Origin of the sequence: Methylobacterium sp. GC_Met_3, assembly GCF_026540775.1 — a bacterium.
GTDB lineage: Bacteria > Pseudomonadota > Alphaproteobacteria > Rhizobiales > Beijerinckiaceae > Methylobacterium.
This window is the reverse complement of sequence record NZ_JALNUL010000002.1, coordinates 380,538-406,140: the sequence shown is the minus strand read 5'-3', so window position 1 is coordinate 406,140 and position 25,603 is coordinate 380,538. Positions and strand designations below refer to the sequence as shown.

The 25,603-nt window shown below is 69.2% G+C and carries 23 protein-coding genes; 12 read left to right on the top strand and 11 right to left on the bottom strand.

Features of this window, described 5'->3' with window-relative positions; genetic code table 11:
• Positions 1-181: 181 nt before the first annotated feature.
• The 6 genes from OXS27_RS05270 to OXS27_RS05245 form a co-directional block, all read right to left on the bottom strand.
• Positions 182-499 (bottom strand): RNA polymerase sigma factor region1.1 domain-containing protein, encoded by a 318-nt coding sequence (locus OXS27_RS05270; RefSeq protein WP_243920943.1) that lies wholly within the window; start codon positions 497-499, stop codon positions 182-184.
• A gap of 55 nt (positions 500-554) precedes the next feature.
• Positions 555-1,937, bottom strand: coding sequence for a glutathione-disulfide reductase (gene gor / locus OXS27_RS05265; protein ID WP_267354744.1), 1,383 nt, complete (start codon positions 1,935-1,937; stop codon positions 555-557).
• A complete protein-coding gene (locus OXS27_RS05260) occupies positions 1,934-3,154 on the bottom strand; it encodes an O-antigen ligase family protein (protein ID WP_267354742.1) in 1,221 nt (406 codons plus the stop codon). Before OXS27_RS05260 ends, gor begins: the two co-directional genes overlap by 4 nt.
• A 42-nt stretch (positions 3,155-3,196) precedes the next feature.
• Positions 3,197-3,763 (bottom strand): DUF2059 domain-containing protein, encoded by a 567-nt coding sequence (locus tag OXS27_RS05255; protein WP_243920950.1) that lies wholly within the window; start codon positions 3,761-3,763, stop codon positions 3,197-3,199.
• Positions 3,764-3,807: 44 nt separating this feature from the next.
• A complete protein-coding gene (gene rpiA / locus OXS27_RS05250; RefSeq protein WP_267354740.1) occupies positions 3,808-4,521 on the bottom strand; it encodes a ribose-5-phosphate isomerase RpiA in 714 nt (237 codons plus the stop codon).
• 127 nt (positions 4,522-4,648) lie between these two features.
• Positions 4,649-5,113 (bottom strand): hypothetical protein, encoded by a 465-nt coding sequence (locus OXS27_RS05245; protein ID WP_267354738.1) that lies wholly within the window; start codon positions 5,111-5,113, stop codon positions 4,649-4,651.
• 173 nt (positions 5,114-5,286) lie between these two features.
• Here OXS27_RS05245 and gph point away from each other — a divergent pair, with 173 nt between their 5' ends.
• Entirely contained in the window at positions 5,287-5,985 is a 699-nt protein-coding gene (gene gph, locus OXS27_RS05240; protein ID WP_267354736.1) for a phosphoglycolate phosphatase, read from the top strand.
• A gap of 4 nt (positions 5,986-5,989) precedes the next feature.
• On the opposite strand, the gene OXS27_RS05235 is transcribed toward gph, so the two are convergent.
• Entirely contained in the window at positions 5,990-7,144 is a 1,155-nt protein-coding gene (locus tag OXS27_RS05235; protein ID WP_267354734.1) for an aminotransferase class I/II-fold pyridoxal phosphate-dependent enzyme, read from the bottom strand.
• Positions 7,145-7,372: 228 nt separating this feature from the next.
• On the opposite strand from OXS27_RS05235, the gene OXS27_RS05230 reads away from it, so the two are divergent.
• The 4 genes from OXS27_RS05230 to aat all read left to right on the top strand — a co-directional run bounded on the left by OXS27_RS05230 (position 7,373) and on the right by aat (position 11,069).
• Positions 7,373-8,158, top strand: a complete 786-nt coding sequence (locus tag OXS27_RS05230; RefSeq protein ID WP_267354732.1) for a DsbA family protein — start codon at positions 7,373-7,375, stop codon at positions 8,156-8,158.
• Positions 8,159-8,306: 148 nt separating this feature from the next.
• Positions 8,307-8,777, top strand: a complete 471-nt coding sequence (gene accB, locus OXS27_RS05225; RefSeq protein ID WP_243920962.1) for an acetyl-CoA carboxylase biotin carboxyl carrier protein — start codon at positions 8,307-8,309, stop codon at positions 8,775-8,777.
• Between the two features lie 186 nt (positions 8,778-8,963).
• Positions 8,964-10,316: an acetyl-CoA carboxylase biotin carboxylase subunit gene (accC, locus tag OXS27_RS05220; protein ID WP_267354729.1), complete on the top strand. Its 1,353-nt coding sequence runs from the start codon at positions 8,964-8,966 to the stop codon at positions 10,314-10,316.
• A 69-nt stretch (positions 10,317-10,385) separates the two neighbouring features.
• Entirely contained in the window at positions 10,386-11,069 is a 684-nt protein-coding gene (gene aat, locus OXS27_RS05215) for a leucyl/phenylalanyl-tRNA--protein transferase (RefSeq protein WP_243920965.1), read from the top strand.
• Between the two features lie 118 nt (positions 11,070-11,187).
• On the opposite strand, the gene OXS27_RS05210 is transcribed toward aat, so the two are convergent.
• Both OXS27_RS05210 and OXS27_RS05205 read right to left on the bottom strand, forming a co-directional pair.
• Positions 11,188-11,847, bottom strand: coding sequence for a DUF2155 domain-containing protein (locus OXS27_RS05210; protein WP_267354726.1), 660 nt, complete (start codon positions 11,845-11,847; stop codon positions 11,188-11,190).
• Positions 11,848-11,973: 126 nt separating this feature from the next.
• Entirely contained in the window at positions 11,974-12,390 is a 417-nt protein-coding gene (locus tag OXS27_RS05205; RefSeq protein ID WP_243921347.1) for an NADH:ubiquinone oxidoreductase subunit NDUFA12, read from the bottom strand.
• Positions 12,391-12,892: 502 nt separating this feature from the next.
• Between OXS27_RS05205 and OXS27_RS05200 the strand changes: the two genes are divergently transcribed.
• Together OXS27_RS05200 and OXS27_RS05195 are read left to right on the top strand one after the other, a co-directional pair.
• On the top strand, positions 12,893-16,624 hold the full coding sequence (locus OXS27_RS05200; protein WP_267354724.1) for a vitamin B12-dependent ribonucleotide reductase: 3,732 nt from the start codon (positions 12,893-12,895) through the stop codon (positions 16,622-16,624).
• Positions 16,625-16,789: 165 nt separating this feature from the next.
• Positions 16,790-17,992 carry an L-dopachrome tautomerase-related protein gene (locus OXS27_RS05195; protein ID WP_267354722.1) on the top strand — a complete coding sequence of 401 codons (1,203 nt, stop codon included), beginning with the start codon at positions 16,790-16,792 and terminating at the stop codon, positions 17,990-17,992.
• 10 nt (positions 17,993-18,002) lie between these two features.
• On the opposite strand, the gene OXS27_RS05190 is transcribed toward OXS27_RS05195, so the two are convergent.
• A complete protein-coding gene (locus OXS27_RS05190; RefSeq protein WP_267354720.1) occupies positions 18,003-19,571 on the bottom strand; it encodes an alpha/beta hydrolase domain-containing protein in 1,569 nt (522 codons plus the stop codon).
• 170 nt (positions 19,572-19,741) lie between these two features.
• Positions 19,742-20,437 (bottom strand): VIT family protein, encoded by a 696-nt coding sequence (locus OXS27_RS05185; protein WP_243921349.1) that lies wholly within the window; start codon positions 20,435-20,437, stop codon positions 19,742-19,744.
• A gap of 778 nt (positions 20,438-21,215) precedes the next feature.
• Between OXS27_RS05185 and OXS27_RS05180 the strand changes: the two genes are divergently transcribed.
• The 5 genes from OXS27_RS05180 to kdpB are packed head-to-tail and all read left to right on the top strand — an operon-like array spanning position 21,216 to position 25,594.
• Complete coding sequence (locus OXS27_RS05180) at positions 21,216-21,398, top strand: hypothetical protein (RefSeq protein WP_267354718.1); 183 nt, start codon at positions 21,216-21,218, stop codon at positions 21,396-21,398.
• 11 nt (positions 21,399-21,409) lie between these two features.
• Entirely contained in the window at positions 21,410-21,499 is a 90-nt protein-coding gene (locus OXS27_RS05175; protein ID WP_020091582.1) for a K(+)-transporting ATPase subunit F, read from the top strand.
• Positions 21,500-21,522: 23 nt separating this feature from the next.
• A complete protein-coding gene (gene kdpA, locus OXS27_RS05170) occupies positions 21,523-23,238 on the top strand; it encodes a potassium-transporting ATPase subunit KdpA (RefSeq protein WP_267354708.1) in 1,716 nt (571 codons plus the stop codon).
• Position 23,239: 1 nt separating this feature from the next.
• Positions 23,240-23,431: a hypothetical protein gene (locus tag OXS27_RS05165; protein ID WP_243920978.1), complete on the top strand. Its 192-nt coding sequence runs from the start codon at positions 23,240-23,242 to the stop codon at positions 23,429-23,431.
• A 57-nt stretch (positions 23,432-23,488) separates the two neighbouring features.
• Positions 23,489-25,594, top strand: coding sequence for a potassium-transporting ATPase subunit KdpB (gene kdpB, locus OXS27_RS05160; protein ID WP_267354706.1), 2,106 nt, complete (start codon positions 23,489-23,491; stop codon positions 25,592-25,594).
• The last annotated feature ends 9 nt before the right edge of the window (positions 25,595-25,603 follow it).

Genomic DNA, 25,603 nt, shown 5'->3' with positions numbered 1-25,603 from the left:
TGCCCGATCGCGCGCGCCTCTAAGTCCTTGTTGTGACGCGCGCTCTTGCGCCGAACCGGTGTCCGGTTCCGCAGAAAGCGCGCTCGTCGTGCGACCGCGCCTCACGCGCGAAGCGCGGCTTATAGAGAGGTTCCCGCACCCTGACGAGTGCCGGAATGCGAAGGGCAGGCGCGAGCGGGCTTCAGGCCTCGCCGTCCTCGACCTCGATCCCGTGCTCGGCCAGGATCCAGAAGATTGCCTCCAGATCCTCCGCGGACACGTCCCGAGGGGGAAGGGCCTCTTCGAGATCGTCGTAGGTCAGGCAGCGGCGGCGTTGCGCCTCGGCCTTGGCGAGCAGCTGGTCGATCGCCTTGCGGATGTCGGGCGAGAGCGCATCGTGGTTCGGGGGGCGGTGGAAGACCGGCCGCAGCGCATCCGCCAGCAGGCCGTCGATGATGGCCTGCCGCCGCGCATGCGCGTCGTCGCCCCCGCGTCCCTTGCCTGCGCCTTGCTTACCCATGCCCCTGATATGGCTCGGCCGGGCACCGCGTCGAGGCCCTGAGACTCTGGAGCCCTCAGCCGACCCCGACTGGATGCTTGGTCACCTCCGGCACGCGCATCGTCACGAGTTCCTCGGCCGCTGTCGGGTGGACCGCGATAGTCCGGTCGAAATCGGCCTTCGTGGCGCCCATCGTCACCGCAATGCCGACCGCTTGGATGACCTCGCCGGCGTCGTGGCCGAAGATGTGGACGCCCACCACCCGGTCGCTCGCGCAATCGACGATGACCTTCATCAGGATACGCTCCTCGCGGCCGGAGAGCGTCGCCTTCATCGGGCGGAAGCGCGCCTTGTAGACGTCGATCTTGCCGTGGATCTCCCGCGCCGCCGCCTCACTGTGGCCGACGACCCCGATCTCGGGGGTCGAGAACACCGCGGTGGGGATCAGGCGGTGATCGACGCAGGACGGCTTGCCGCCATAGACCGTGTCGGCGAAGGCATGACCCTCGCGAATCGCCACCGGGGTCAGGTTGGCGCGATTGGTCACGTCGCCGACCGCGTAGATCGACGGGACCTTGGTCTGCGAATACGCATCCACCGGGATCGCCCCGGCGCCGTCGAGGTCGATGCCGATCCGGTCGAGGCCCAGGCCCTCGACATTGGGCCGCCGTCCGGTGGCGATCAGGACCTGATCGACGGCAATCTCGGCGCCGTCGTCGAGCCGGGCGCAGAGGGCACCGTCCCGCCGCTCGATGCCCGTGAGGGTACGGCCGAGCCGCAGGTCCATCCTGTGGCCGTAGGCCTCCGCAAGGGCGTCGCGAACCTCGTCGTCGAACCCGCGCAGCAGCCTCTCGCCCCGGTGCAGCAGGGTCGTGGCGCTGCCCAAAGCCGCGAACACACCCGCGAACTCGACGGCGATGTAGCCGCCGCCGATCACCAGAATGCGCCCCGGCAGGCTCTCCAGCTCGAACACCTCGTTCGAGGTAATCGCCAGTTCGATGCCGGGCACGGCCGGCTCCTTCACCGGGTGGGCGCCGACCGCCACCAGGATCCTCTCCGCCCGGATGACGCGGCCCGACTTCAGCAGTCGCACCGTGTGCGGATCCTCGATCACGGCCCGCTCGGGCACGATCTCGACACCGGCCCGGATCAGGTTGGCGTCGTAGATGCTTTCGAGCCGGGTAACCTCGGCGTCGCGGCGCTGCTTGAGCTTCGCCCAGTCGAAGCGCGGCTTCTCCACCGTCCAGCCGAAGCCGGCGGCGTCCTCGAACTCGTCGGCGAAGCGGCCGGCATAGACCATCAGCTTCTTCGGGACGCAGCCGCGGATCACACAGGTCCCGCCGACCCGGTACTCCTCGGCCAACATCACCTTGGCACCGTACCCCGCCGCGATCCGCGCCGCGCGCACGCCTCCCGAACCGCCGCCGATGACGAAGAGGTCCACGTCGAAAGCACTCATGCGGGGCCGTCCATCCTGGGGGTCGTCGCCACGCGCGGCCGGGACGCCTCGCGCATCCACGAGATGGCAGCGCCGAGACCCGCCGTCCACCACGCCGCCCAGCCGTTGTGCTCCACGAAGGCGATCGCGACCGCACAGGCGACGAGGCCGAGCGCCGCCGCACGGTCGGGCTGCTTCAGCCGAGAGATACGGCTCAGCATCAGCATCAGGGTCAGCGCCGCGAGGAGCGCGCCGGGCAGGCCGAGCTCGGCCCAGACCTGGAGGAAGCTGTTATGCGGATGCCCGACCGCGAGGAGCACGCGCATCTCGGGTGCGAGCGTCTGGGCGGCCGGGGTCTCGGCGAAGCGCGCGCTCGTGCCGAAACCCGCCCCGCGCCAGGGATCGGCCGCCACCGCCGCGCCGAAACTGCGCGCGATCGCGACCCGCGCCCGGGAGGAGGATTGCACGAGGCGCTCGTGCGCCGATTCGGGCATGATGTGGGCCAGGAGATCGCCCTCGACCGGGGCGAGCGCCACCGCGAGACCGAGGCCCAGACCGGCGAGGCCGATTCCCGCCCGCCGGGGCAGCAGGCGGCCTGCCGCGAACATCGCGCCGCCGGCGAGCAAGCCGAGCTGGGCGGCGCCGCTGATCGAGCGCAGCACGCCCAGCGCCGCGAACACCAGCGTGACCGCCGCGAGGCCGCGATTGCGCTGCCGCCAGAGGACCAGGGCGAGCGGCCCGGCCACGAGGTCCAGGGTGAGCGCCGGCCGGTTGTGCACGAAGGCGACGGTCCGATGCCCCAGGGCCCGTTCCAGGGCGAGATCGGAGGCCAGATCCACGGCGATCAGCAATCCGGCGAGCGCGATCGAGGCGGCCCCGAGACGCGGCGCGAAAGCCAGGATTCGGCCGGGGGCGAGGCAAGCCAGAATATAAGCCGCTGTGAGCGCCGGCAGGAACTCGCCCGCCATCCGCAGCGACACGGCCGGGAACGGGCTCCAGGCGAGCGAGACGAGGCACCACGCCAGGAACGCGAGCGCCGCTCCGCCGAGAGGGGTGGCGAGCGGTGCCAGGACCCGGCGCGCCGCGTCGCGCCGGTCCTCGATCCCGCGCCCCGCTAGGAATGCGAGGGCGGCGAGCCCGATCACAAGCGGGCTCGACCGATTGGCCAGCACCATGGCGAGCGGCATGACGGCGAGGCAAACGCCGCCCGCGGCGTAGAGGCGGCCGGGTACACTCATCGGGGCAACGTCACGGCGATCCGCTCGCGCGAGCGGACACGCTCACTGCATCTGGTGCCCGCGCTTGCCCATTTCGGCGCGGACGCGGACCATGACGTATTCCGACACGTCCTGCGTCCAGTCCTGCATCTCCTGCACCATCTCGTCGAGGAGTTGCGGCTGCGCCTCGACGTAGTGCTTGCCGGCGGGCGAGCGGAAGAAGGTCGCGATCTCCTGCAGCTCGGCCTCCGAGAATTTCGTCGCGTAGGTGCGGGCCGCGATGTCGATCATGCGCTGCTTCTGCAGCTCCATCTCGGGCTGCAGCGAGGCCAGTACTTCATCGAGATCCTTGGCGAGTTCCGGCCGGGTAACGGATTGCTTGCGGATCTGGTCGGCGAAGGCAGGCAGCACCGAATCGAACGAGCGGGCGATGCCGGAGCTGAGCATCACCTCGCGGGCCAGGGCGAGATGGTTCGGGGTCATGGCCGGTGCCGCCGGCGTGTTGGCGGCGGGCGTGCTGGGCTGGGCCGCAGGCTTTGCCGGTGCCGGCTTATGAGCTTGGGCGACGGCAACGGAGGGAAGCGCGAGGCCGAGCGCAAGGCCGAGCGCGGCGGTGAGGCGTCGGGACATGCTGGGTTGATCCTGCGAGGATGGCTTGCGGGGGAAGCGGCGCCTCAGGCGAGGCTGCCGAGAACGGTGATGTCGGCTTGCCCGTCCCGTACGGCCGCCAGGATCGCGGCGTCGGCGATGCCGAGGAACAGACCGTGCTCGACGACCCCCGGTATGGCCCAGAGCGCCGCGCCGAGCGCCTCGGGATCGGGGATCGCGCCGAGATGGGCGTCGAGGATGTGATGGCCGCCATCCGTGAGAAGGGGCGCGCCGTCGGGACGCTGCCGCAGCCGGACGGCGCCGGAGCAGCCGGCACCCGCGACAGCCCGCTCCACGGCCCGGTGGGTGGCGGTGAGGCCGAAGGGGTTGACCTCGATCGGCAGCGGGAAGGCCCCGAGCCGATCCACGCGCTTGGCCGCATCGGCGATCACGACCATGCGGTGGCTCGCGCAGGCGACGATCTTCTCCCGCAGGAGCGCCGCGCCGCCGCCCTTGATCAGCCGTAAGCTGTCATCGACCTCGTCGGCGCCGTCGATCGTCAGGTCGAGCTCGGGCTGCTGGTCGAGGGTGGCCAGACGGATGCCGAGGCCCTCCGCCTGCGCCCGCGTCGCCTCGGAGGTCGGCACGCCGAGGATGTCGAGGCCGTCACGGACCCGCTCGCCCAGCAGCGCCACGAAGGCGGCGGCCGTGGAACCGGTGCCGAGGCCGAGCCGCATGCCGGGCTCCACGAGGTCGAGGGCGCGCGCCGCTGCGGCCCGGCGCAGGTCGGGCGCGCTCACCGGGAGCGAGCCCGGTCGACGGGGTGAAGCGAGGGGGCGCACGTCATGGGCCGGTCTTTCCGCGAAGATCGCGCGGCCCCTAGCACGGGACTCGGCCGACCGGAACGCCCGCTCCGACAATGCTGCGTCAAAAGCGGCCGCCTTGAGCCGGCGTGGCACTGGCGCCGGCCCGGCCGGGGGCTGGCCCGGTCAGCGGCGCGTCGGTGGCGCCTTCCGTCCCCGGCTTGCCCTGCTGGGTGCAGACGACCTGCTCCTTTTTCACCAGCACGAAGCAGATGCTCATCTCGCCGGTCCGGTAATTGACCCGGAAGACGCCGGCCTCGCGGGTGTGACGGCTCGCCACCAGCCCGTATTCCGAGGGCGTCTGCGGTCCGGCGCCTTCCCCGGCTCCGAAGCAGACGGTCTGGCCGATGCCGCCCGCCGATTCCTGGAGGCCGTACTGGCAAGATGTGACCTCGCCGGTCACCTTGTCGACCCGGTACATGCGGTTCAGGTCGACCTGCGGGGCCGGCACGAACTCGTAGGAGGTCGCGGCGGCCGGCGCGACGTGGAGCGCCGCGCAGGCGGCCAGGAGAAGCAGGGACGGTTTCATCGTTGATTCCGGGGCGGGGACGCGCAGCCTTTCGCCGGGCTTTCGGGCGAGTCTGGGGCGCCACCCTTGATGATCCGCCGGATCCGGCGAGACGCGGCGGCGCAGGGGTGCCGGCTTGCCGATGGCGGCGCCCCCCGGTAGCGAGGCCCGTGCCAGCCAGGAGCTCCTTCGCTATGTCCGCCGCTTCCACGACCCGTCCGCCCATCGCCGTGTTCGACCTCGACGGCACTCTGGCGGAGACCGCGGGGGACCTGATCGGCACGCTGAATGTGCTGATGCGGCGCGAAGGCCTGCCCGAGCTTCCGCTGTCGCAGGCCCGCGGACTGATCGGCGCCGGCGCCAAGGCGCTGATCCGGCGTGGTTTCGAGGCGGAAGGACGTGCGCTGTCCCCGGAGGATCACGAGCGGCTGTTCGAGGCCTTCATCGCCCATTACGGTGAACACCTCGCCGACACGTCGCACCTCTACCCCGGTGTCGTCGAGGCGCTCGACGCGCTGGAGGCCGACGGTTACCGCCTCGCGGTCTGCACCAACAAGTACGAGGGTCAGTCGATCGAGCTGCTGCGCCTTCTCGGGATCGGCCACCGCTTCGCGGCCATCTGCGGCCGCGATACCTTCCCCCAGTTCAAGCCCGATCCGCGCCATCTCACCGGAACGATCGAGCGCGCCGGCGGCGATCCGGCCCGGGCCGTGATGGTGGGCGACTCCCGCACGGACATCGACACCGCCAAGGCGGCCGGCATCCCGGTTGTCGCCGTGACCTTCGGCTATACCGACCGGCCGGTGACCGAGCTCGGACCCGACCGGGTGATCGAGCATTTCTCCGCGCTTCCCGCAGCAATCCGGGACTTGGCGCCGGCAAGAGCCGCGTGAGGCGTCAGCCGAGCCAGCGCCGAAGCCGGGCTACGGCTTCGTGGCACTCGGCTTCCGAGCCCGCGAACGAGAACCGGACGTGGTGGCTGCCGAGATCCGGGTCGAAGTCGAGGCCCGGCGTCGCCGCGACATGGGCCTCGTCGAGCATCCGCCGGCAGAAATCCGCAGCGTCGTTGGTGAGCTTCGCCACGTCCGCGTAGAGGTAGAAGGCGCCATCGGCCGGGTGCACGCGCCCGAGGCCGAGGCCCGGCAGCGCGTCGAGCAGGATGGCGCGGTTGCGCGCATAGCCGTCGCGGACGGCGTCGAGTTCCTCGGTCGCGTCGAAGGCTGCCAGCGCCCCGATCTGCGACAGGTAGGGCGCCGAGATGTAGAGGTTCTGCGCCAGCCGCTCGATCGGGCGGACCAGGGCTTCCGGCACCACCATCCAGCCGACACGCCAGCCGGTCATGCAATGGTACTTCGAGAAGGAGTTGATCACGACCGCGTCGGGGTCGAAGCGCAGAGCCGTCACGGTGGGCAGGCCGTAGCTGAGGCCGTGATAGATCTCATCCGAGATCAGCGGCAGGCCGAGGCTGCGGGTCGCGGTGCAGAGGTCCCGCAGGGCCGCGTCCGTGATGACGGTGCCGGAGGGGTTGGCGGGGCTCATCACCAGCGCGCCAGAGATCGGTGCCCGGGCGTGGGTCTCGCGCAGGAGCGCGGCGGTCGGAGCGAACCGGTCCTCCGCGCGCAGGACCATCGGGGCGGGCACGAGGTCGAGGGCGGCCAGGATGTTGCGATAGGCCGGATAGCCCGGCTGCGGCACGGCGACACGTGCGCCGGCATCGAACAGGCTCATGAAGGCCAGCACGAAGCCCGCCGACGACCCCGTGGTGATCACCACCCGCTCCGGCGGCACCGAGACGCCGTGACGCTCGGCGTAGTCCCGGGCGATGCGCGCGCGCAAAGCCGGCAGGCCGAGAGCCTCGGTGTAGGGGACGCGCCCGGTCGCCAGAGCATTCTGCGCCGCCGCGATCACCGCGCGCGGGGCCGGGGCCGAGGGCTGGCCGACCTCCATCCGCACCACGTCGGCACCGGCCCGCGCCTTGGCGGCGGCGGCGGCCATCACGTCCATGGCGAGGAACGGCTGGACGGCGGCGGCGCGTCTGGAGATCGGGGTCATGGGATCCTTCTCTGCGCCGGATGCGGCGGCACGGCCGGGGCCATCCGGCGAGGCCCGCGAGCGTAGTTCGCCACCCGGGAGGCCTCAACCGCGCGGTGCGGCGGCACTGCTCGCGCGGAACCGATTCGTGACACGCGCATCCGATTGACCCAATGCCGTGAAAACGCCAAACCCAGCGCCTACCGCTCGCGCTCAGTGCGGGCCGGCTTGCCCCGCAAGCGAGGATCCATGCCGTTCATCCGCCCCCTGCCCGCGCTGGCCCTGGCGCTCGGCCTCGTCGCCGTTCCTGCCCTCGCGCAGACTGCCGGGGCGCCCGCCGCCTCCCCGTTCACGGACGCGCAGCGTGCCGGGATCGAGGCGATCGTGAAGGATTACCTCGTCAAGCACCCCGAGGTGCTGCAGGAGGCGATGGCCGAGGCCGAGAAGCAGCAGGCCGAGACGCAGCGTCTCGCCCAGGCCGCCGCCCTCAAGGAATCGCGCGACGCGCTCCTGAACGGCCCGCACGATGTCGTGGCCGGCAATCCGTCGGGCGACGTCACGATGGTCGAGTTCTTCGATTACAATTGCGGCTACTGCCGCAAGGCCCTGGGCGACGTCCAGGCGCTGATCAAGTCCGATCCTAAGCTGCGGGTCGTGATCAAGGATTTCCCGGTGCTCGGCCCGGAATCGCTGGAGGCCAGCCAGGCCGCCGTCGCAGTTCGCCAGCAGCTGAAGGGCGATAAGCTGTTCGAATTCCATCAGAAGCTGCTGGAAACCAAGGGCCGCGTGAACGGAGCCCGGGCGATCCAGGTCGCCAAGGATATGGGCGTCGACATCGCCAAGCTGCAGAAGGACATGGCCTCCCCCGAGGTGAAGGCGGCGCTCAGCGAGAACCGCGGCCTCGGTGACCGGCTCGGCCTGTCGGGCACGCCGGCCTTCATCATCGGCGACGAGGTGATCCCCGGCGCGGTCGGCGTCGATCCGATCCGCAAGACCATCGCCGACGTCCGTCAGTGCGGCCACGCTTCCTGCTGAGGGAACGGGCCTTTCAGTGGCCCGTAGCAAAGGGGGGGGCGGCCTTGTCGCGCCGCACCGCCTTCGTCTAAGAGCCGCCAGCCGCAGGGCCGTCTTCCGCCGCCGACTCGATGGACGGACCGACGCGCCGCGATACGAAGTAGGCCGGATGCCAAAGAACGACGCCATCGATCCCGAGCTCGTGCGCGAGCTTGCAAACCTCGTCACCGAGACGGGCCTCTCCGAGATCGAGGTCGAGAAGGGCGACCTGCGCATCCGCGTCGTGCGCCGGCTCGAACCTGTGAGCGTTCAGGTCGCGGCGGGTGCGCCCGTGGCCGCCTTCGCTGCGCCTCCGGCCCAGTCGGCACCTTCGGCGCTGGCTCCAGCCGAGCCGCCGCGGACGCAGGCCGGCACCGTGCCCTCGCCAATGGTCGGGACCGCCTATCTGCGGCCCTCCCCCGACGCCAAGGCGTTCGTGGATGTCGGCGCGAAGGTCGAGGTCGGCGACAAGCTGTTGCTGATCGAGGCGATGAAGACCTTCAATGAGATCGTGGCACCCCGTGCCGGCACGATCAGCGCCATCTTCGTCGAGGACGGACAGCCGGTCGAGTTCGGCGAGGCCCTGCTCGTCATCAGCTAAAGCGCTCTCCGACGCAGGGGACACCGGTTCGGCGCAAGAGAGCGCGTCACAACAAGGGGTTAGAGCCGCGCACGATTGCTACGCGATCGGGCATGACTCTAGGCTGTCCGTCGGCACGACGCCGCTTAACCAGAGGATAGAGCCTCCTGTGCGGTTCGGTATCGCCAGGACGCCCTAACGGGTCCGATGTTCGACAAGATCCTGATCGCGAACCGGGGTGAGATCGCCCTGCGCATCCTGCGGGCGGCAAAGGAACTCGGGATCGCCACCGTGGCGGTCCATTCCACGGCGGATGCCGACGCCATGCACGTCCGGCTCGCCGACGAGAGCGTCTGCATCGGGCCGCCGGCGGCGCGTGACAGCTACCTGAACATCCCGTCGATCATCGCGGCCTGCGAGATCACCGGGGCGGACGCGGTCCATCCCGGTTACGGCTTCCTGTCTGAGAATGCCCGCTTCGCCGATGTGCTGGCGCACCATCAGATCGGCTTCATCGGCCCGAAGGCGCAGCACATCCGCACCATGGGCGACAAGATCGAGGCCAAGCGCACGGCGCTGAAGCTCGGCATCCCCTGCGTGCCGGGCTCCGATGGCGGCGTCGAGGATATCGATACCGCCAAGCGGATCGCCGCCGGGATCGGCTACCCGGTTCTGGTCAAGGCGGCGGCGGGCGGCGGCGGGCGCGGCATGAAGGTCGCGCGCACCGAGGCCGACCTGGAGCAGGCGATCGGCATGGCCAAATCCGAGGCGAAGGCCGCCTTCGGCGACGACGCGGTCTATCTCGAGAAGTACCTCGAGAAGCCTCGGCACATCGAGGTGCAGGTCCTGGGCGACGGCCGCGGCGGTGCCGTGCACCTCGCCGAGCGCGACTGCTCGCTCCAGCGCCGCCACCAGAAGGTCTGGGAGGAAGGCGGCTCGCCCGCCCTCAACGAATCGATGCGCGCCGAGATCGGCGGCATCTGCGCCAACGCCATGAAGGAACTCGGCTATCTCGGCGCCGGCACCGTCGAGTTCCTGTACGAGGACGGCAAGTTCTACTTCATCGAGATGAACACCCGCATCCAGGTCGAGCATCCGGTCACCGAGATGATCACAGGGATCGATCTGGTGATCGAGCAGATCCAGGTCGCGTCGGGCGGCGCCCTGTCGGTCAGCCAGTCCGACATCAAGGTCGAGGGCCACGCCATCGAGTGCCGGATCAACGCCGAGCATCCGGAGACCTTCCGGCCCTCGCCGGGCGAAATCACCCATTACCACACGCCCGGTGGGCTGGGCGTCCGCGTCGATTCCGCAGCCTTCCAGGGCTACCGGATCCCGCCGAATTACGATTCGCTGATCGGCAAGCTGATCGTGCACGGCCGGACCCGCAACGAATGCCTGATGCGTCTGCGCCGGGCGCTCGACGAGTTCGTCATCGACGGCATCGATACGACGCTACCCCTGTTCCGGACCCTGGTCCGCAACCCGGACGTGCAGAACGGCCAGTATGACATCCACTGGCTGGAGCATTTCCTCGAAGACGGTGGCATGAAGGTCTGACCGAGCTGCGGCGACCGCGGCATCCGGTCCCCTCTGGTCTTCGCGTCGGACACGCGCGACATTCAGGCCATGCACGACAGCCACCGCGTGGACATCACCCCCGAGATCCTGCTGAAGGCCTACGCGGCGGGCATCTTTCCGATGGCCGAGGATGCGCACGACCCGACCCTCTACTGGGTCGAGCCGAAGGCCCGCGGCGTGCTGCCCCTGGACGCGTTCCGCGTTCCCAAGCGCCTCGCCCGGACGGTGCGGTCCGACCAGTTCGAGGTGCGGTGCGATACGGATTTCAACGGCATCATCGACGGCTGCGCCGCCCCCCGCCGCGACAGCGAGCGGACGTGGATCAACGGCCGCATCCGGGAGCTTTACGGGGCGCTGTTCGATGTCGGCCACGTCCACACGGTCGAGGTCTATGCCGGCGACGACCGGCGGCTGGTCGGTGGCCTCTACGGCGTTTCGCTCGGGGCGGCCTTCTTCGGCGAGAGCATGTTCCACGAGGTTCGCGACGCCTCGAAGGTCGCGCTGGTGCATCTCATGGGCCGCCTGCGCGCCGGGCATTACCGGCTCGCCGACACCCAGTTCGTCACCGATCACCTCGCGCAATTCGGCGCGGAGGAACTGCCGCGGCATGTCTACAAGCGCCGCCTCGCCGCAGCGCTGGACGAGGTCGCCGACTGGAACGTCTGGCCGGGGGACGGCTCGGTGACGGGGGCGCGGGTTCTGGAGGCGCTGGGCGACCAGGGCGACGCTTAGAGCGCTCTCCGTCGCAGTGGACACCGGTTCGGCGCTGGAGAGCGCGTCACAACACGAGCTTGGAGCCGCGCACGATTGCAACGCGATCAGGCACGACGCTTAAGCGGGTGCGGCTCGCTCAGCGGAACAGCGCGTCGAACAGGTTCTGCGGCTGCTGCGGAGGCGGCGGCGGGGCCGGCGCCGGACCCTCGTTCGACGGGAAAAACTTGCGCGAGGGCTTCTGACGGGGCTGAACCGGCACGCCGCGCGGCGCCTCGACATCGACCTGGCCGGCAGCGTTGAGCTGCTGGGCGGTCTTGGTGCTGTCCTTGCCCGCGCGCTTGGTCTTCTCCGGTTTGGCCGCGACGGCGGGAACGTCCTCCTGCTCCTTTGCCTCGGCGATCACGTCGGCGCCGCCTTTGCAGTCGACCAGCCAGACATCGTAGATCGGGTGTTCGATCGCGTGCAGCCCGGGGCTCGACGCGAACATCCAGCCGGTGAAGATCCGGCGATACTTGTTGTCGAGGGTGACCTCGTCGACCTCGAGGAAGGCCGTGGTCTTGGGGCTCTCGGTCGGCGGTCGCGTGTAGCAGACCCGCGGGGTCAGCTGCAGGGCGCCGAACTGCACGGTCTCGTCGACCGCAACCTCGAACGACACGATCCGGCCGGTGATCTTGTCGAGGCCGGAGAACACCGCGGTCGGGTTCTTGATCTTATCGGCCGCAGCCGGCCCGGCCAGAACGGCGAGCGCGAGGCTCGGGGCAAGCACCGAGCGTGCGAGGGCGATGATGCGGCTCAAGGCGCGGATCCCGTGGCGAGGGAGGCCGGCCGCGCCGATGGATGCGCGGCGGACATGTCGAGTAGTCCGCCATCAACACCGGAACGGTGGCGGCAAAAGGGCGCCTGAGCCGCCCTGCGATGGCGGTTATTCGCCCGGGGTCCAGGACACGTAATCGCCGGTCGCCGCCGGGCGCTGGCCCCAGGAGAGCTGCGAGCCCTGCGGCCGATAGGCGTTCGGCGTGCCGGTCTGGTTCTCCATGTGGGGCTGCTGCCATGCGCGAGGTTGGTAATTCTCCTCGCTCGGCGCGACGTCGACGTTGTGGCAGAGCCAGCCGCGCCAGCCGGGCGGCACCTTCGAGGCATCGGCGTAGCCGTTATAGACCACCCACCGGCGCTCGGAGCCGACGGAGCGGTCGATCAGCGCCCCCTCCGCCTTATAGTATTTGTTCCCGAAATCGTCCTCGCCGACGAAGATGCCGGTGCGCGCGGTCTGGAGCGCGAGGGAAACGGTCTGGCCGTTCCACCACGTGAAGACGCGCAGCAAAGTGTCCTTCAGCGCCATCGCCGGTCCCGGAATCGTCTCGCGCCGCACGGACGCTGTCTGGCGCCGTTATGGTGACCGCGCGCGCGTGAGTCCAGCGCGCCGTCGGATGTGTCGCTGCGTGGCAGCGTCAATGGACGGTTTGCGCAGGAGCCCTGAAATCACAGGCCCGTGACGCTGTGAATCCAAAATATTCCCGAACCGAATCTCGGAAGCTGGAACGACACTTACGCAGGCCCCAAACGATATCCACAGGATTCTCCGAGCCGGCACAACATCTAGCGTGGAACTGTGCCGCAGGACACCACTTGTTGACGTGAGAGCCGAGGAAGCGGTATTCTCGCTGTATCGGTCGCGCACCGGTGTAGCGTGTGCAGCAGGGGCGGCCGTTCCAAGATTTCGTATGCGTGGCCGGGGTCCGCTCAACCTATGGGCGTGGCCGGCTGCGCATCCCACTATCGGGAATAGACCCCGCTTCGTGCGGGGCCGGGGCCTTCGTGTCCCGTCGGGAGAGGTGTGTTTCATGCGGTTCGAGCGTCGCTACACAACGGCCGGACAATCGCCCTATGCCAGCATCACGTTTCGCAAGGCGCTGAGCGAGATCCGCAACCCGGACGGCTCGGTGGTCTTCCGCCTCGACGGCATCGACGTGCCGGAGAGCTGGAGCCAGGTGGCGAGCGACGTGCTCGCGCAGAAGTACTTCCGCAAGGCGGGTGTGCCGGCGCGGCTGCGCAAGGTCGAGGAGAATGCGGTCCCGTCGCTCCTGTGGCGTTCGGTGCCGGACGATGCGGCCCTCGCCGAGCTGCCGGAGGACGAGCGCTTCGTATCTGAATCCTCCGCCACGCAGGTGTTCGACCGGCTCGCCGGTTGCTGGACCTACTGGGGCTGGAAGGGCGGCTACTTCTCGTCGGAGGACGATGCCTCCGCGTTCATGGACGAGCTGCGCTTCATGTTCGCCCGCCAGATGGTGGCGCCGAACTCGCCGCAATGGTTCAACACCGGCCTGCACTGGGCCTACGGCATCGATGGCCCGAGCCAGGGCCACTATTACTGCGACCCGCAGACCGGCGTGCTGACCAAGTCGGCCTCGGCCTACGAGCATCCGCAGCCGCATGCCTGCTTCATCCAGTCGGTCCAGGACGACCTCGTCAACGAGGGCGGCATCATGGACCTGTGGGTGCGTGAGGCGCGCCTGTTCAAGTACGGCTCCGGCACCGGCTCCAACTTCTCGATGCTGCGCGGCGAGAACGAGAAACTCGGCGGCGGCGGCAAGTCGTCCGGCCTGATGAGCTTCCTGAAGATCGGCGACCGGGCGGCCGGCGCGATCAAGTCGGGCGGCACCACGCGGCGCGCCGCCAAGATGGTCATCGTCGACATCGATCACCCCGATATCGAGTCCTTCATCGACTGGAAGGTCAAGGAGGAGCAGAAGGTCGCCGCCCTGGTGACCGGCTCGAAGGTGGTCGCCAAGCACCTGAACCTGGTGATGAAGGCTTGCACGCAGTGCGAGGCCGAAGGCGACGCCTGCTTCGATCCGGAGCGCAACCCGGCCCTCAAGCGTGAGATCAAGGCCGCCCGCCGGGCCTCGGTGCCGGATTCCTACATCAAGCGCGTCGTGCAATTCGCCCGGCAGGGCTTCACCAAGATCGACTTCCCCGTCTACGACACCGATTGGGATTCCGAGGCCTACCTCACGGTCGCCGGCCAGAACTCCAACAACTCGGTCTCGCTGACCGACGACTTCCTGCGCGCCGTCGAGGCGGATGCCGACTGGACCCTCCAGGCACGCACCACCGGGAAGGCCACCAAGACGCTGCCGGCGCGTGAGCTGTGGGAGAAGATCGGCGAGGCCGCCTGGGCTTCGGCGGATCCGGGCCTGCACTTCAACACCACGATGAACGACTGGCACACCTGCCCGGCGGGCGGGCGGATCCGGGCCTCGAACCCGTGCTCCGAGTACATGTTCCTCGACGACACCGCCTGCAATCTCGCCTCGGCGAACCTGCTGACGATGTATGATCGCGAGACCAAGCGCTTCGATGTCGATGCGTTCGAGCACCTCAACCGCCTCTGGACGGTGGTGCTCGAGATCTCGGTGATGATGGCGCAGTTCCCGTCGAAGGAGATCGCGGAACTCTCCTATCGGTACCGGACGCTCGGCCTCGGCTACGCGAATATCGGCGGCCTGCTAATGACCATGGGCCTGCCCTACGATTCGGACGCGGGCCGGGCACTGGCCGGCGCGCTCACCGCGATCATGACCGGCGTCGCCTACGCCACCTCGGCCGAGATGGCGGCGGAACTCGGGACCTTCGCGGCCTATGACGAGAATGCCGACGCGATGCTGCGGGTCATCCGCAACCATCGCCGGGCAGCCTACGGCGAAAACGAGGGCTACGAGTTCCTGAACGTCGCCCCGGTCGGGCTCGACCACGCCAACATCCCACAGGCGGATCTCGGCGACCGTGCCCGCGCCGCCTGGGACCGGGCGCTGAAGCTCGGCGAGGAGCACGGCTTCCGCAACGCACAGGCCACCGTGATCGCGCCGACCGGCACGATCGGCCTCGTGATGGATTGCGACACCACCGGCATCGAGCCCGACTTCGCCCTGGTGAAGTTCAAGAAGCTGGCCGGCGGCGGCTACTTCAAGATCATCAACCAGGCCGCGCCGGATGCCCTGCGGGCTTTGGGCTACCGCGAATCCGAGATCGCCGAGATCGAGGCCTACGCGGTCGGTCACGGCTCGATGGGTCAGGCGCCGGGCATCAACCCGACGACTCTGCGCGCCAAGGGTTTTTCGGACGAGAAGATCACGGCTGTTGAGAAGGGCCTGAAGTCGGCCTTCGACATCAAGTTCGTGTTCAACCGCTGGACGCTGGGCGACGATTTCCTCATCCAGACCCTGAAGGTCCACGCGGAAAAGCTGTCGGACCCGACCTTCGAGCTGCTCCCCTTCCTCGGTTTCTCGAAGAAGGAGATCGAGGCCGCCAACACCCATATCTGCGGGGCGATGACGCTGGAGGGCGCGCCCTTCCTCAAGCTCGAGCACTACCCGGTGTTCGACTGCGCCAATCCGTGTGGCCGGATCGGCAAGCGCTACCTTTCGGTGGAGAGCCACATCCGCATGATGGCGGCGGCGCAGCCCTTCATCTCGGGGGCGATCTCCAAGACCATCAACATGCCGAACGATGCCACGGTCGAGGATTGCAAGGCGGCCTATCTGCTGTCCTGGCGCCTCGCGCTCAAGGCGAACGCCCTCTACCGCGACGGCTCCAAGCTGTCGCAGCCGCTGAACTCGGCCCTCATTGCGGATGAGGACGACGAGGCCGATGACGCGCTCGAGGCCCTGATCCAGGCGCCGGCCGCCGCCAAGGCCGCCGCGGTGGCGGAAAAGATCGTCGAGCGGGTGATCGAGCGCGTGGAGCGGATCCGCTCCCGCGAGAAGCTGCCGACCCGCCGGAAAGGCTACACCCAGAAAGCGGTGGTGGGCGGCCACAAGGTCTACCTGCGCACCGGCGAGTACGACGACGGCCGCCTCGGCGAGATCTTCATCGACATGCACAAGGAGGGCGCGACCTTCCGGAGCCTGATGAACAACTTCGCCATCGCGATCTCGCTCGGTCTCCAGTACGGCGTGCCGCTGGAGGAGTACGTGGAGGCCTTCACCTTCACGAGGTTCGAGCCGGCGGGCTTCGTGCAGGGCAACGACGCGATCAAGAACGCGACCTCGCTCCTCGACTACGTGTTCCGCGAGCTGGCGGTCTCGTATCTCGGCCGCGCCGACCTCGCCCATGTCAGCCCCGCCGAGATCGGCGGAACGGTGATCGGCGGCGGCGAGAGCGGCGATACGACCCGCGAGGGTCCCAAGCCCGCCGCAGCCTCCTCGGTCGTCTCCCGCGGCCTGCTCCGCGGCTCGGCCGACCGTCTGACCCTGATCCAGGGCGGCCCGGGCGGTGGAAGCCTGGGTGTCGGTGCCCCGAACGCCGGCCAGACCGCTCCGGCCGGCGGGATCGTCCACGCGATCCGCGGCAGCACGGCGCTGAAGGCCGAGCCGGCTGTCGCCGGTCAGGCCGAGACAATCGCCGACACCCTCCCCTTCGCCAAGTCGGAGCGGACCGTCGCCGATCGCCGCGCCGAGGCGAAGATGAAGGGTTATGTCGGAGAGGCCTGCCCGGAATGCGCGAACTTCACGCTGGTCCGGAACGGCACCTGCCTGAAGTGTGACACCTGCGGCGGCACCACCGGCTGCTCGTAGTCGCCGCGCCTGTCTCGTCAGAACCATCGACGCGGTGTCGCTCCGGCGACGCCGCGTCGAACCGTTTCTGAAGGCGATCGTCAGCGATGGTGTGTCGCCCCGGGATGCGTGGGACCCCGACCTGCCCTGACGCGTTGGCCCGAGGACACCCTCGGAGCGTACGCCATGAAGTTTCCCGCCGGACCTCGACCTGGCTTCGCCCTCGCGTTGCTCTCCAGCGCGGCGCTGATGGCTGCACCCGCCACGGCCCAGGAGCAGCCCACCGGATCAGGGACGCTGACCCAGGTCGCGAGCTTCGACCATCAGGTCACCGGCATCACCGTGAGCAAGGGCGGGCGCATCTTCGTCAATTTCCCCCGGTGGAGCGAGGATGCCCCCGTCTCGGTCGCCGAGCTGAAGGACGGCAAGCCCGTGCCCTTCCCGGACGCGGAATGGAATGGCTGGCGCAACGCGAAGTCCGACACCGTGGACCCCAAGACGCATTTCGTCTGTGTCCAGAGCGTCGTGGCCGACCAGCAGGATCGGCTCTGGGTGGTCGATGCGGCTGCCCCCGCGATGGCGCACGTCATCAAGGACGGCCCCAAGCTCGTCGGGATCGACCTGAAGACCAATCAGGTGGTGAAGACCATCCCGTTCGACGCCAGCACCGTTCTGCAGGCCTCCTACATCAACGATGTGCGCATCGCGCCGGACGGGAAGACCGCCTACCTGACCGATTCGGGCGCGGAGGGCGCGCTGATCGTCGTCGATCTCGACAGCGGCTCGGCCAAGCGCGTGCTGTCCGGCCACGCCTCGACCATGCCGGACAAGAGCGTCACCGTTCAGTACGACGGCAAGCCGCTGCGCCGACCCGACGGACGCGGCGTGAACTTCTCGGCGGACGGCATCGCCCTCTCGCCCGACGGCAAGACGCTGTATTGGCAGGCGATCAAGGGCAAGACGCTCTACAGCCTGCCGACGGATGCGCTCACCGGCTGGGCCACCGCGTCCTTCGTGCCCGAGATGCTGAGCGACCGGACGCTCAGCGGAAAGATCGTCACGGTCGGCGAGAACGGCCCGGCCGACGGCCTGCTGATCGCCCGCAAGGACGGCCGGATGTACGTGACCTCACCGCAGGACAATGCCGTGAAGGTCCGCGACCTCTCGCAGAATGGGTCGAGCCTCACCACCCTGGTCCAGGATTCGCGGCTCCGCTGGCCCGATACGTTCAGCGAGGGGCCGGACGGCACGATCTACGTGACGACCTCGCACATCCAGGATTCGGCCGACTACAAGCCCGGCGCGCCGATCAGCCTGCCGACCGAACTTTGGGCGATCAAGTCCGGCGCGGGTGAAGCGACGGGCTCGACCGGAGGCGCGGCGCGCTGAGGCGCCGCGCTCATCGGGGTGGTGCCGTCTCCGCGGGGCTGCCGAACAGCGGGGTCTCGGCGGCGGCGTTGACGATCACCGCGACATCGCCGGGCAGCAGGAAGCCCTCGGCTTGCGCGGCGCGGGCGGCGACGCCGACGCGGGTCACGTAGTCCTGCTGGGACCTGTACCGCTCGGCCAGTGGCGGCAGGCCGGTATCGTTCGCGTCGCGCGTGGGGGCGAAGGGCTGGTAGGCGCCCACCAGTGAGCACGTGAACGTGGTGAGCGGCGCGTTCTGGCCTCCATAGACACCCAGCGGCACCGCTATGTCCGGCATCCGCACGCCGCCGATCGGGTTTCCGTCGGCATCACGCTGCGGCACCTGCACGACCGCGTCCGGCAACGCCTTCGGGGCTTGAAGGACGGTCGGATCCTCCGGCGCGGGCTGGAGCGGCATCAGCCGGGTCGCAGGCGGCGGTGCGTTCCGCGCCACCCATCCGTCCAGCCGCTGAAGGGTCGCCCGGGCCACGGGGGCCCAGTCGAGCCGGCCGGGCGGACGCGTGCAGCGATCCGCCTTCAGGACGGTGACGTGCGACGCTCCGGCGACATCGTACATCCGCACGTTGGCGGGCAGCGGCAGATCGGCGGTGCCGTGCGCCCCGGTCCGGCCGAGCGACGCGCGCAGCGAGGCGTAATCGACCGTGGAGTTGAGCAGCATCATCTTGGGCGGCACTTCCCCGCGCGCCTCGACGGTTTGGACGATCTCGCCGATCGTGAGCGGCCCGTCGTTGACGCCCGGATAGTCCGGATCGGCGAAGTTCGGGGTCTTGTCGCCGCTCGAATGCGGCCCGGTGCCGGATTGGAGGATCGGCAGCAAGCCCGCGCCGGAGACGAAGACGTGCATCCCGTCGAACACGCGCCGGCCCCGCGCGACGTTGAAGCCGTGCAGCAGGAACGTCTTGAGGAACCGCCCATCCTGCGACTTGCCGGTGCCGATCGTCCGGTTGATCGCGCCGGCGAGGGGGTTGCGCGTTCCCGTCGAATCGGCCGCCGCATGGGCGAGGAAATCCGCGGTGTCGCGCACGATCGCGAAGCCGACGCCCTCCACGAAACGCCGCTTACCCTCCGGATCGGTAAAGACCGGCAGATCCGCGCCTCGGCCGAGTTCCCAGAAGACCTCCGCGACGGCGTAGCCGCGATCCTCCAGGAAGCCGGTGCCGGGTTCGAGGTTGCCGGACTGCATCGGGAGGGTACGCGGGCTGTTGTAGAGCGCGTTGGCGTAGGCGTTCCCGCGGTTCGGCACGTCGACCAGCAGCGCGCCATTGCCGGCGGCGAGATCGGCCGGGATGAACAGGATGACGCGCGCCGCGTAGGCGACTTTGCCCCCCTTGGTGCGCTCCGCCTTGTCAAGGTCGGGAATGCCGTCGGCGTCGGGCACGAGTTCGCCATGCACCGTTCCATCGAGCCGGACGTATTCCCCGGCCGCGAACGCGCCGTAGGCTTGCCGGTCGGTGATTTCCAGCCGCGTCACCTCGGCTTGCGCGGCGCTACCCCATAACGCGACGGCGAGCAGCGCGACGGCACCCAGACAGCGTTCCATGGCGATCCCTGTGCCGGTCCGGCCTCCTCCGAGCCGGATCCGCCCCGGACCATCGCCGTGGCCGGAAGCCGGTGCAAGCGGAGGGTGAAGCCGCACCATCACTTCTGGGTGCACATGCGGTTGCCTGTCTCCCCGGGAGTCGGGGCTACGGGTATGGCCTGCCTGCCGCGTCAGACGGCCTTGCCGACAAGGCTGCCGATCCCGGCCGTCACCGCCATGGCGAGCGCGCCCCAGAAGGTCACGCGCGCCGTGGCCCGGACCAGCGGCGCGCCGCCGGCGCGGGCGCCGAGGGCGCCGAGCACGGCCAGGAACAGCAGCGAGGCCGCCGAGACCGTGAAAACCGCGATCCGGCCGGGCGACACAGCCGCCACGAACAGCGGCATGGCCGCACCCGCCGAGAACGTCGCCGCCGAGGTCAGGGCCGCCTGGACCGGGCGCGCCGCGGTGAGGTCCGAGATGCCGAGTTCATCGCGGGCATGGGCGCCGAGCGCGTCCTTCGCCATCAGTTGATCCGCGACCTGGTGCGCCAGCGTCACGTCGAGGCCCCGGTCGACGTAGATCCGGGCGAGTTCCTCCCGTTCCGCCGCCGGATCGTCCGCGAGCTCGCCGCGCTCCCGGTCGAGGTCGGCCCGCTCGGTATCGGACTGCGAACTCACCGATACGTACTCGCCCGCCGCCATCGACATCGCGCCGGCCACGAGCCCGGCGCAGCCCGCAACCAGCACCTCGCCCGAACCGGCGGCAGAAGCCGCGACGCCGACGATCAGGCTGGCCGTCGAGACGAGTCCGTCATTGGCGCCGAGGACGGCGGCGCGCAGCCAGCCAATCCGGTTGATCAGGTGCCGCTCGGTATGGACGGGGCGCATCATGGTCACGGGGTCGGCGAGAGCGGGACGCGGACCAAATCCGAATCGTCCCGACCCCGCGGCAGGATACGGCTCCCCTTCGCGCTCAGGAACCAGAGGCCAGCGGTTTCGTCGCCCGGTCGCCGGGGTCTCACGAGACCGCGCGCGAGGAGGGACCGGACGGTCCGCATTTCCCAGGGCTTGGGCGACGGCAGGGCACCGTCACGGTCCAACCGGCGCAGCATCAACTGCTGTCCCGGAGTGAGGGCGCGCCAGGCCGGAGACGATTCGAAATCGGACATCGCAGATTGGAACTAATCCAATGTATGATGTCATGGCAAGGTGATCGATGAGGTGGCTCGCTGGGAATTGATATCGTGCTGCCATGGCCGGTGAGAGCGCTCTCCGCCGAAGTGGACACCGATTCGGCGCACGAGGGCGCGTCACAACAAGGACTGAAAGCCACGCGCGATCGCTACGCACACGGCACTCGACAGTGCCCGGTTGCATCCAACCCTCCACCTTATCTGAGGTGCCCGCGTCAGCGGGCCTCGAAGGAGGGCTCAGGGGATCGCAGCGCCTTCTGGAGGGCTCCTTCGAGGCCTCCGCTGCGCTCCGCCACCTCAGGATGAGGGGGAGGGTGGGATGACCGATCGGCCGATTTCGGTCTGTGTCGTGTACCGTGCGCTACGCGGTCGGGCACCGATCTAGATGATCTTCGACGGCACCGCGTGACGCCCATCCCGCGCCAGCCAAAACCGAAAATCCTTATGCGATCCTGAGATGGACGCACCCGGTCGTGGCTCGAACCCTAACGCGGTTTCCGGGCACTCTCCAGGACGGCCAAGGCCGGCCGCGGAGCCTCCGCGGCCGGTCCGCCGGACCGGACCCGACCACCATGCTCGACATCGTCTTCATCGCCGGCGGTCTCGCTTTCTTCGCGGCCTCCGCCGGCTACGCCGCCCTCTGCGACCGGCTCTGAGGGAGGCCGCCATGACCCTCGACCTCGCCCTCGGCGCCTGCGTGACCGCCGGCCTCCTCGTCTACCTCACCTACGCCCTCGTCCGCCCCGAGCGGTTCTGAGCGGCCCCGCAGGACCCTTTCCCATGACTCTCAACGGCTGGATCCAGATCGCGCTGTACTGCGCGGTCGTTCTGGCGCTCGTGAAGCCCCTCGGGTCGTACATGACCCGCGTCTTCACCGGCGAGCGCACCTTCCTTTCGCCCGTGCTCGGCCCTGTCGAGCGCGGGCTCTACCGCGTGTCCGGCATCGATGCCCGCCAAGAGCAGCACTGGCTCGCCTATATGGGCGCGGTCATCCTGTTCCACGTGCTGGGTTTCGCGGTGCTCTACGCGATGCTGCGGCTGCAGGCGGTCCTGCCGCTCAACCCGGCCGATCAGGCCGCGGTCGCACCGGACCTCGCGTTCAACACGTCGACCAGCTTCATCACCAACACCAACTGGCAATCCTACGGCGGCGAGACCACGCTCTCGTACCTGTCGCAGATGCTGGGGCTGACGCACCAGAACTTCCTGTCGGCGGCGACCGGCATGGCGGTGGCGGTGGCGCTGATCCGTGGTTTCGCGCGCGCCTCCACGGGCACGATCGGCTCGTTCTGGGTCGATGTGACCCGCGCGACCCTCTACGTGCTGCTGCCGATCTGCGTCCCCTACACGCTGTTCCTGGTCTGGCAGGGCATGCCGCAGACGCTCTCGCCCTACGTGGACGCGACGACCCTGGAGGGCGCCAAGCAGACGATCGCGCTGGGCCCGGTGGCGAGCCAGGTGGCGATCAAGATGCTCGGCACCAACGGCGGCGGGTTCTTCAACGCCAACGCCGCGCACCCGTTCGAGAATCCGACCGCCCTGTCGAACTTCGTCCAGATGGTCTCGATCTTCGTGATCGGCGCCGCGCTCACCAACGTGTTCGGCCGCATGGTCGGCGACGAGCGCCAGGGCTGGGCGATCCTCGGTGCCATGGGCCTGCTCTTCGTGGCCGGCGTCGCCGTCACCTACTGGGCCGAGGCCAACGGCGGCTCCGTGCTCAACAGCTTCGGGCTGACCGGCGGCAACATGGAGGGCAAGGAGACCCGCTTCGGCATCGCGGCCTCCGCGTTGTTCGCGGTGATTACCACGGCGGCGTCCTGTGGCGCGGTCAACGCCATGCACGACTCGTTCACGGCGCTCGGCGGCCTGGTCCCGCTGCTCAACATGCAGCTCGGCGAGATCATCATCGGTGGCGTCGGTGCCGGCCTCTACGGAATGCTGATCTTCGTCATCGTGGCGATCTTCGTGGCGGGCCTGATGGTCGGCCGCACCCCCGAATACCTCGGCAAGAAGATCGAGGCGAAGGAGGTGAAGATGGCCATGCTCGGCATCCTCTGCCTGCCGCTGATGATGCTGGGCTTCACGGCGCTCGCCACCGTCATCCCGGCGGGTCTCGCCGGTCCGGCCAATGCCGGCCCGCACGGCTTCACCGAGATCCTCTACGCCTACACCTCGGCGGCGGCCAATAACGGCTCGGCCTTCGGCGGGCTGACGGCCAACACGCTGTTCTACAACAGCACGCTGGCCATCGGCATGCTGGTCGGCCGGTTCTTCGTGAAGATCCCGGTGCTGGCCATCGCGGGCTCGCTCGCCGCCAAGAAGCGGGTACCGGCCTCGGCGGGGACGCTCCCGACCCATGGCGGTCAGTTCGTCGGGCTGCTCGTCGGCGTGATCCTGATCATCGGCGGCTTGACCTTCTTCCCGTCCCTGGCGCTCGGCCCCGTGGTCGAGCACCTCGCCGGGTCGGCCGGCCAGACCTTCGCGGCGGGGGGCTGAGATGCCGCGCGCCCTGCCCTCGCGGCGCATGCCGCGCCACCGGCTCATGCTGCATCGGCCACCGCCCCGGCGGAGCCAATCCCAGCCGGTGCGGACCTCGGACCTCGTGCTGGCGCTCCTCGGCGTCGTGCTGCTCGGCGGCTTCGCCCTGCTGGCGGCCTACGCCCTGACCAGCGGCCTGCTGGCCCCCTGACCCCGACAGCGCCCGGCGCTTCGCGCCGGGCCTCCCGCCTCCCTCCGGACACCCCCCATGTCGCGTCAGACATCCTCCCTGTTCAGCGCCGCCCTGATCGGGCCGGCCCTCCTCGGCTCCGTCCGAAAACTCGATCCCCGGGCCATGATCCGAAACCCGGTCATGTTCGTGGTCGAGGTCGTGGCCGCCCTCACCACCGTGCTGTTCGTCTGCGATCTCGCCACCGGCGGCAGCGATCTCTCCTTCTCCGGCCAGATCATCCTGTGGCTGTGGTTCACCCTGATCTTCGCCAACTTCGCCGAGGCGCTGGCCGAGGGCCGCGGCAAGGCCCAGGCCGACAGCCTGCGGCGCACCCGCACCGAGATGACGGCCAAGCGCCTCACCGGCAGCGACCTCAAGACCCTCGGCCGGGCCTACGAGATGGTGCCTGGCACGAGCCTCAAGGTCGGCGACGTGGTGCTGGTCGAGGCCGGCGACCTGATCCCCTCCGATGGCGAGGTCATCCAGGGCGTGGCCTCCGTCAACGAGGCCGCCATCACGGGCGAATCCGCCCCGGTGATCCGCGAATCCGGCGGCGACCGCTCGGCGGTGACCGGTGGCACGCAGGTTCTCTCCGATGAGATCAGGGTCCGCATCACCGCGGCCGCGGGCTCGACCTTCGTCGATCGCATGATCGCGTTGGTCGAGGGCGCCGCACGGCAGAAGACCCCGAACGAGATCGCCCTCAACATCCTGCTCGCCGGGCTGACCCTCGTCTTCGTCTTCGCAGTGGCCTCGATCCCGAGTTTTGCGAGTTACGCCGGTGGTTCGATTCCGGTGATCGTGCTGGTCGCCCTGTTCGTCACGCTGATCCCGACCACGATCGGCGCCCTGCTCTCGGCGATCGGCATCGCCGGCATGGACCGGCTGGTGCGGTTCAACGTGCTCGCCATGTCGGGCCGCGCCGTCGAGGCTGCGGGCGACGTCGACACCCTGCTGCTGGATAAGACCGGCACCATCACGCTGGGCAACCGTCAGGCCACCGAGTTCCGCCCGGTCCGGGGCGTCTCTGAGCAGGACTTGGCCGACGCGGCGCAGCTCGCATCGCTCGCCGACGAGACGCCGGAGGGCCGCTCCATCGTGGTGCTCGCCAAGCAAAAATACGGCCTCCGCGCCCGCGACATGGCCGGGCTCAATGCCACCTTCGTGCCGTTCACCGCGCAGTCGCGCATGTCGGGCGTCGATCTGGACGGCGCCTCCATCCGCAAGGGCGCGGTCGATGCGGTGATCGCCTCGCTCTCCGGCCAGCCGGTTCCGAGCCGCGGCTCCAATGCGGCGCTGGCCTTCCAGAGCGCGGCCGAGAGCCAGGCGGCAATCGAGATCCGGGCCATCGCCGAGACGATCGCCAAGGCCGGTGGCACGCCGCTCGCGGTGGCCCGCGACGGGCAGCTGCTCGGCGTGGTCTACCTGAAGGATATCGTGAAGGGCGGCATCCGCGAGCGCTTCGCGGAGCTGCGCCGCATGGGCATCCGCACGGTGATGATCACCGGCGACAACCCGATGACCGCGGCGGCGATCGCCGCCGAGGCCGGCGTCGACGATTTCCTCGCCCAGGCCACCCCGGAGGACAAGCTCGCGCTGATCCGCAAGGAACAGGCGGACGGCAAGCTCGTCGCCATGTGCGGCGACGGCACCAACGACGCCCCGGCCTTGGCCCAGGCCGATGTCGGCGTCGCCATGAACACCGGCACGGTGGCGGCCCGCGAGGCCGGCAACATGGTCGACCTCGACAGCGACCCGACCAAGCTCATCGAGATCGTCGGCATCGGCAAGCAGCTGCTGATGACCCGCGGTGCGCTGACGACCTTCTCCATCGCCAACGACGTCGCGAAGTACTTCGCGATCATTCCGGCGATGTTCCTCGGGCTCTATCCGCAGCTTCAGGCGCTCAACGTGATGCATCTCGCCTCGCCGCAAAGCGCAATCCTGTCGGCGATCATCTTCAATGCGCTGATCATCGTGGCGCTGATTCCGCTCGCCTTGCGCGGCGTGACCTATCGCGCCGTCGGTGCGGCCGCGCTGCTGCGCCGGAACCTGCTGATTTACGGGCTCGGCGGCGTCCTCGTGCCCTTCGTCGCCATCAAGGTCATCGACCTCGCCGTCTCGGCCCTCCACCTCGCTTGAACCGGTCCC

Bases quoted from the DNA above. Each gene is read 5' to 3' on its own strand.
- OXS27_RS05270 (WP_243920943.1), bottom strand. From the start codon at position 499: ATGGGTAAGCAAGGCGCAGGCAAGGGACGCGGGGGCGACGACGCGCAT.
- gor (WP_267354744.1), bottom strand. From the start codon at position 1,937: ATGAGTGCTTTCGACGTGGACCTCTTCGTCATCGGCGGCGGTTCGGGA.
- OXS27_RS05260 (WP_267354742.1), bottom strand. From the start codon at position 3,154: ATGAGTGTACCCGGCCGCCTCTACGCCGCGGGCGGCGTTTGCCTCGCC.
- OXS27_RS05255 (WP_243920950.1), bottom strand. From the start codon at position 3,763: ATGTCCCGACGCCTCACCGCCGCGCTCGGCCTTGCGCTCGGCCTCGCG.
- OXS27_RS05245 (WP_267354738.1), bottom strand. From the start codon at position 5,113: ATGAAACCGTCCCTGCTTCTCCTGGCCGCCTGCGCGGCGCTCCACGTC.
- gph (WP_267354736.1), top strand. From the start codon at position 5,287: ATGTCCGCCGCTTCCACGACCCGTCCGCCCATCGCCGTGTTCGACCTC.
- OXS27_RS05235 (WP_267354734.1), bottom strand. From the start codon at position 7,144: ATGACCCCGATCTCCAGACGCGCCGCCGCCGTCCAGCCGTTCCTCGCC.
- OXS27_RS05230 (WP_267354732.1), top strand. From the start codon at position 7,373: ATGCCGTTCATCCGCCCCCTGCCCGCGCTGGCCCTGGCGCTCGGCCTC.
- accB (WP_243920962.1), top strand. From the start codon at position 8,307: ATGCCAAAGAACGACGCCATCGATCCCGAGCTCGTGCGCGAGCTTGCA.
- accC (WP_267354729.1), top strand. From the start codon at position 8,964: ATGTTCGACAAGATCCTGATCGCGAACCGGGGTGAGATCGCCCTGCGC.
- aat (WP_243920965.1), top strand. From the start codon at position 10,386: ATGCACGACAGCCACCGCGTGGACATCACCCCCGAGATCCTGCTGAAG.
- OXS27_RS05205 (WP_243921347.1), bottom strand. From the start codon at position 12,390: ATGGCGCTGAAGGACACTTTGCTGCGCGTCTTCACGTGGTGGAACGGC.
- OXS27_RS05200 (WP_267354724.1), top strand. From the start codon at position 12,893: ATGCGGTTCGAGCGTCGCTACACAACGGCCGGACAATCGCCCTATGCC.
- OXS27_RS05195 (WP_267354722.1), top strand. From the start codon at position 16,790: ATGAAGTTTCCCGCCGGACCTCGACCTGGCTTCGCCCTCGCGTTGCTC.
- OXS27_RS05190 (WP_267354720.1), bottom strand. From the start codon at position 19,571: ATGGAACGCTGTCTGGGTGCCGTCGCGCTGCTCGCCGTCGCGTTATGG.
- OXS27_RS05185 (WP_243921349.1), bottom strand. From the start codon at position 20,437: ATGCGCCCCGTCCATACCGAGCGGCACCTGATCAACCGGATTGGCTGG.
- OXS27_RS05175 (WP_020091582.1), top strand. From the start codon at position 21,410: ATGACCCTCGACCTCGCCCTCGGCGCCTGCGTGACCGCCGGCCTCCTC.
- kdpA (WP_267354708.1), top strand. From the start codon at position 21,523: ATGACTCTCAACGGCTGGATCCAGATCGCGCTGTACTGCGCGGTCGTT.
- OXS27_RS05165 (WP_243920978.1), top strand. From the start codon at position 23,240: ATGCCGCGCGCCCTGCCCTCGCGGCGCATGCCGCGCCACCGGCTCATG.
- kdpB (WP_267354706.1), top strand. From the start codon at position 23,489: ATGTCGCGTCAGACATCCTCCCTGTTCAGCGCCGCCCTGATCGGGCCG.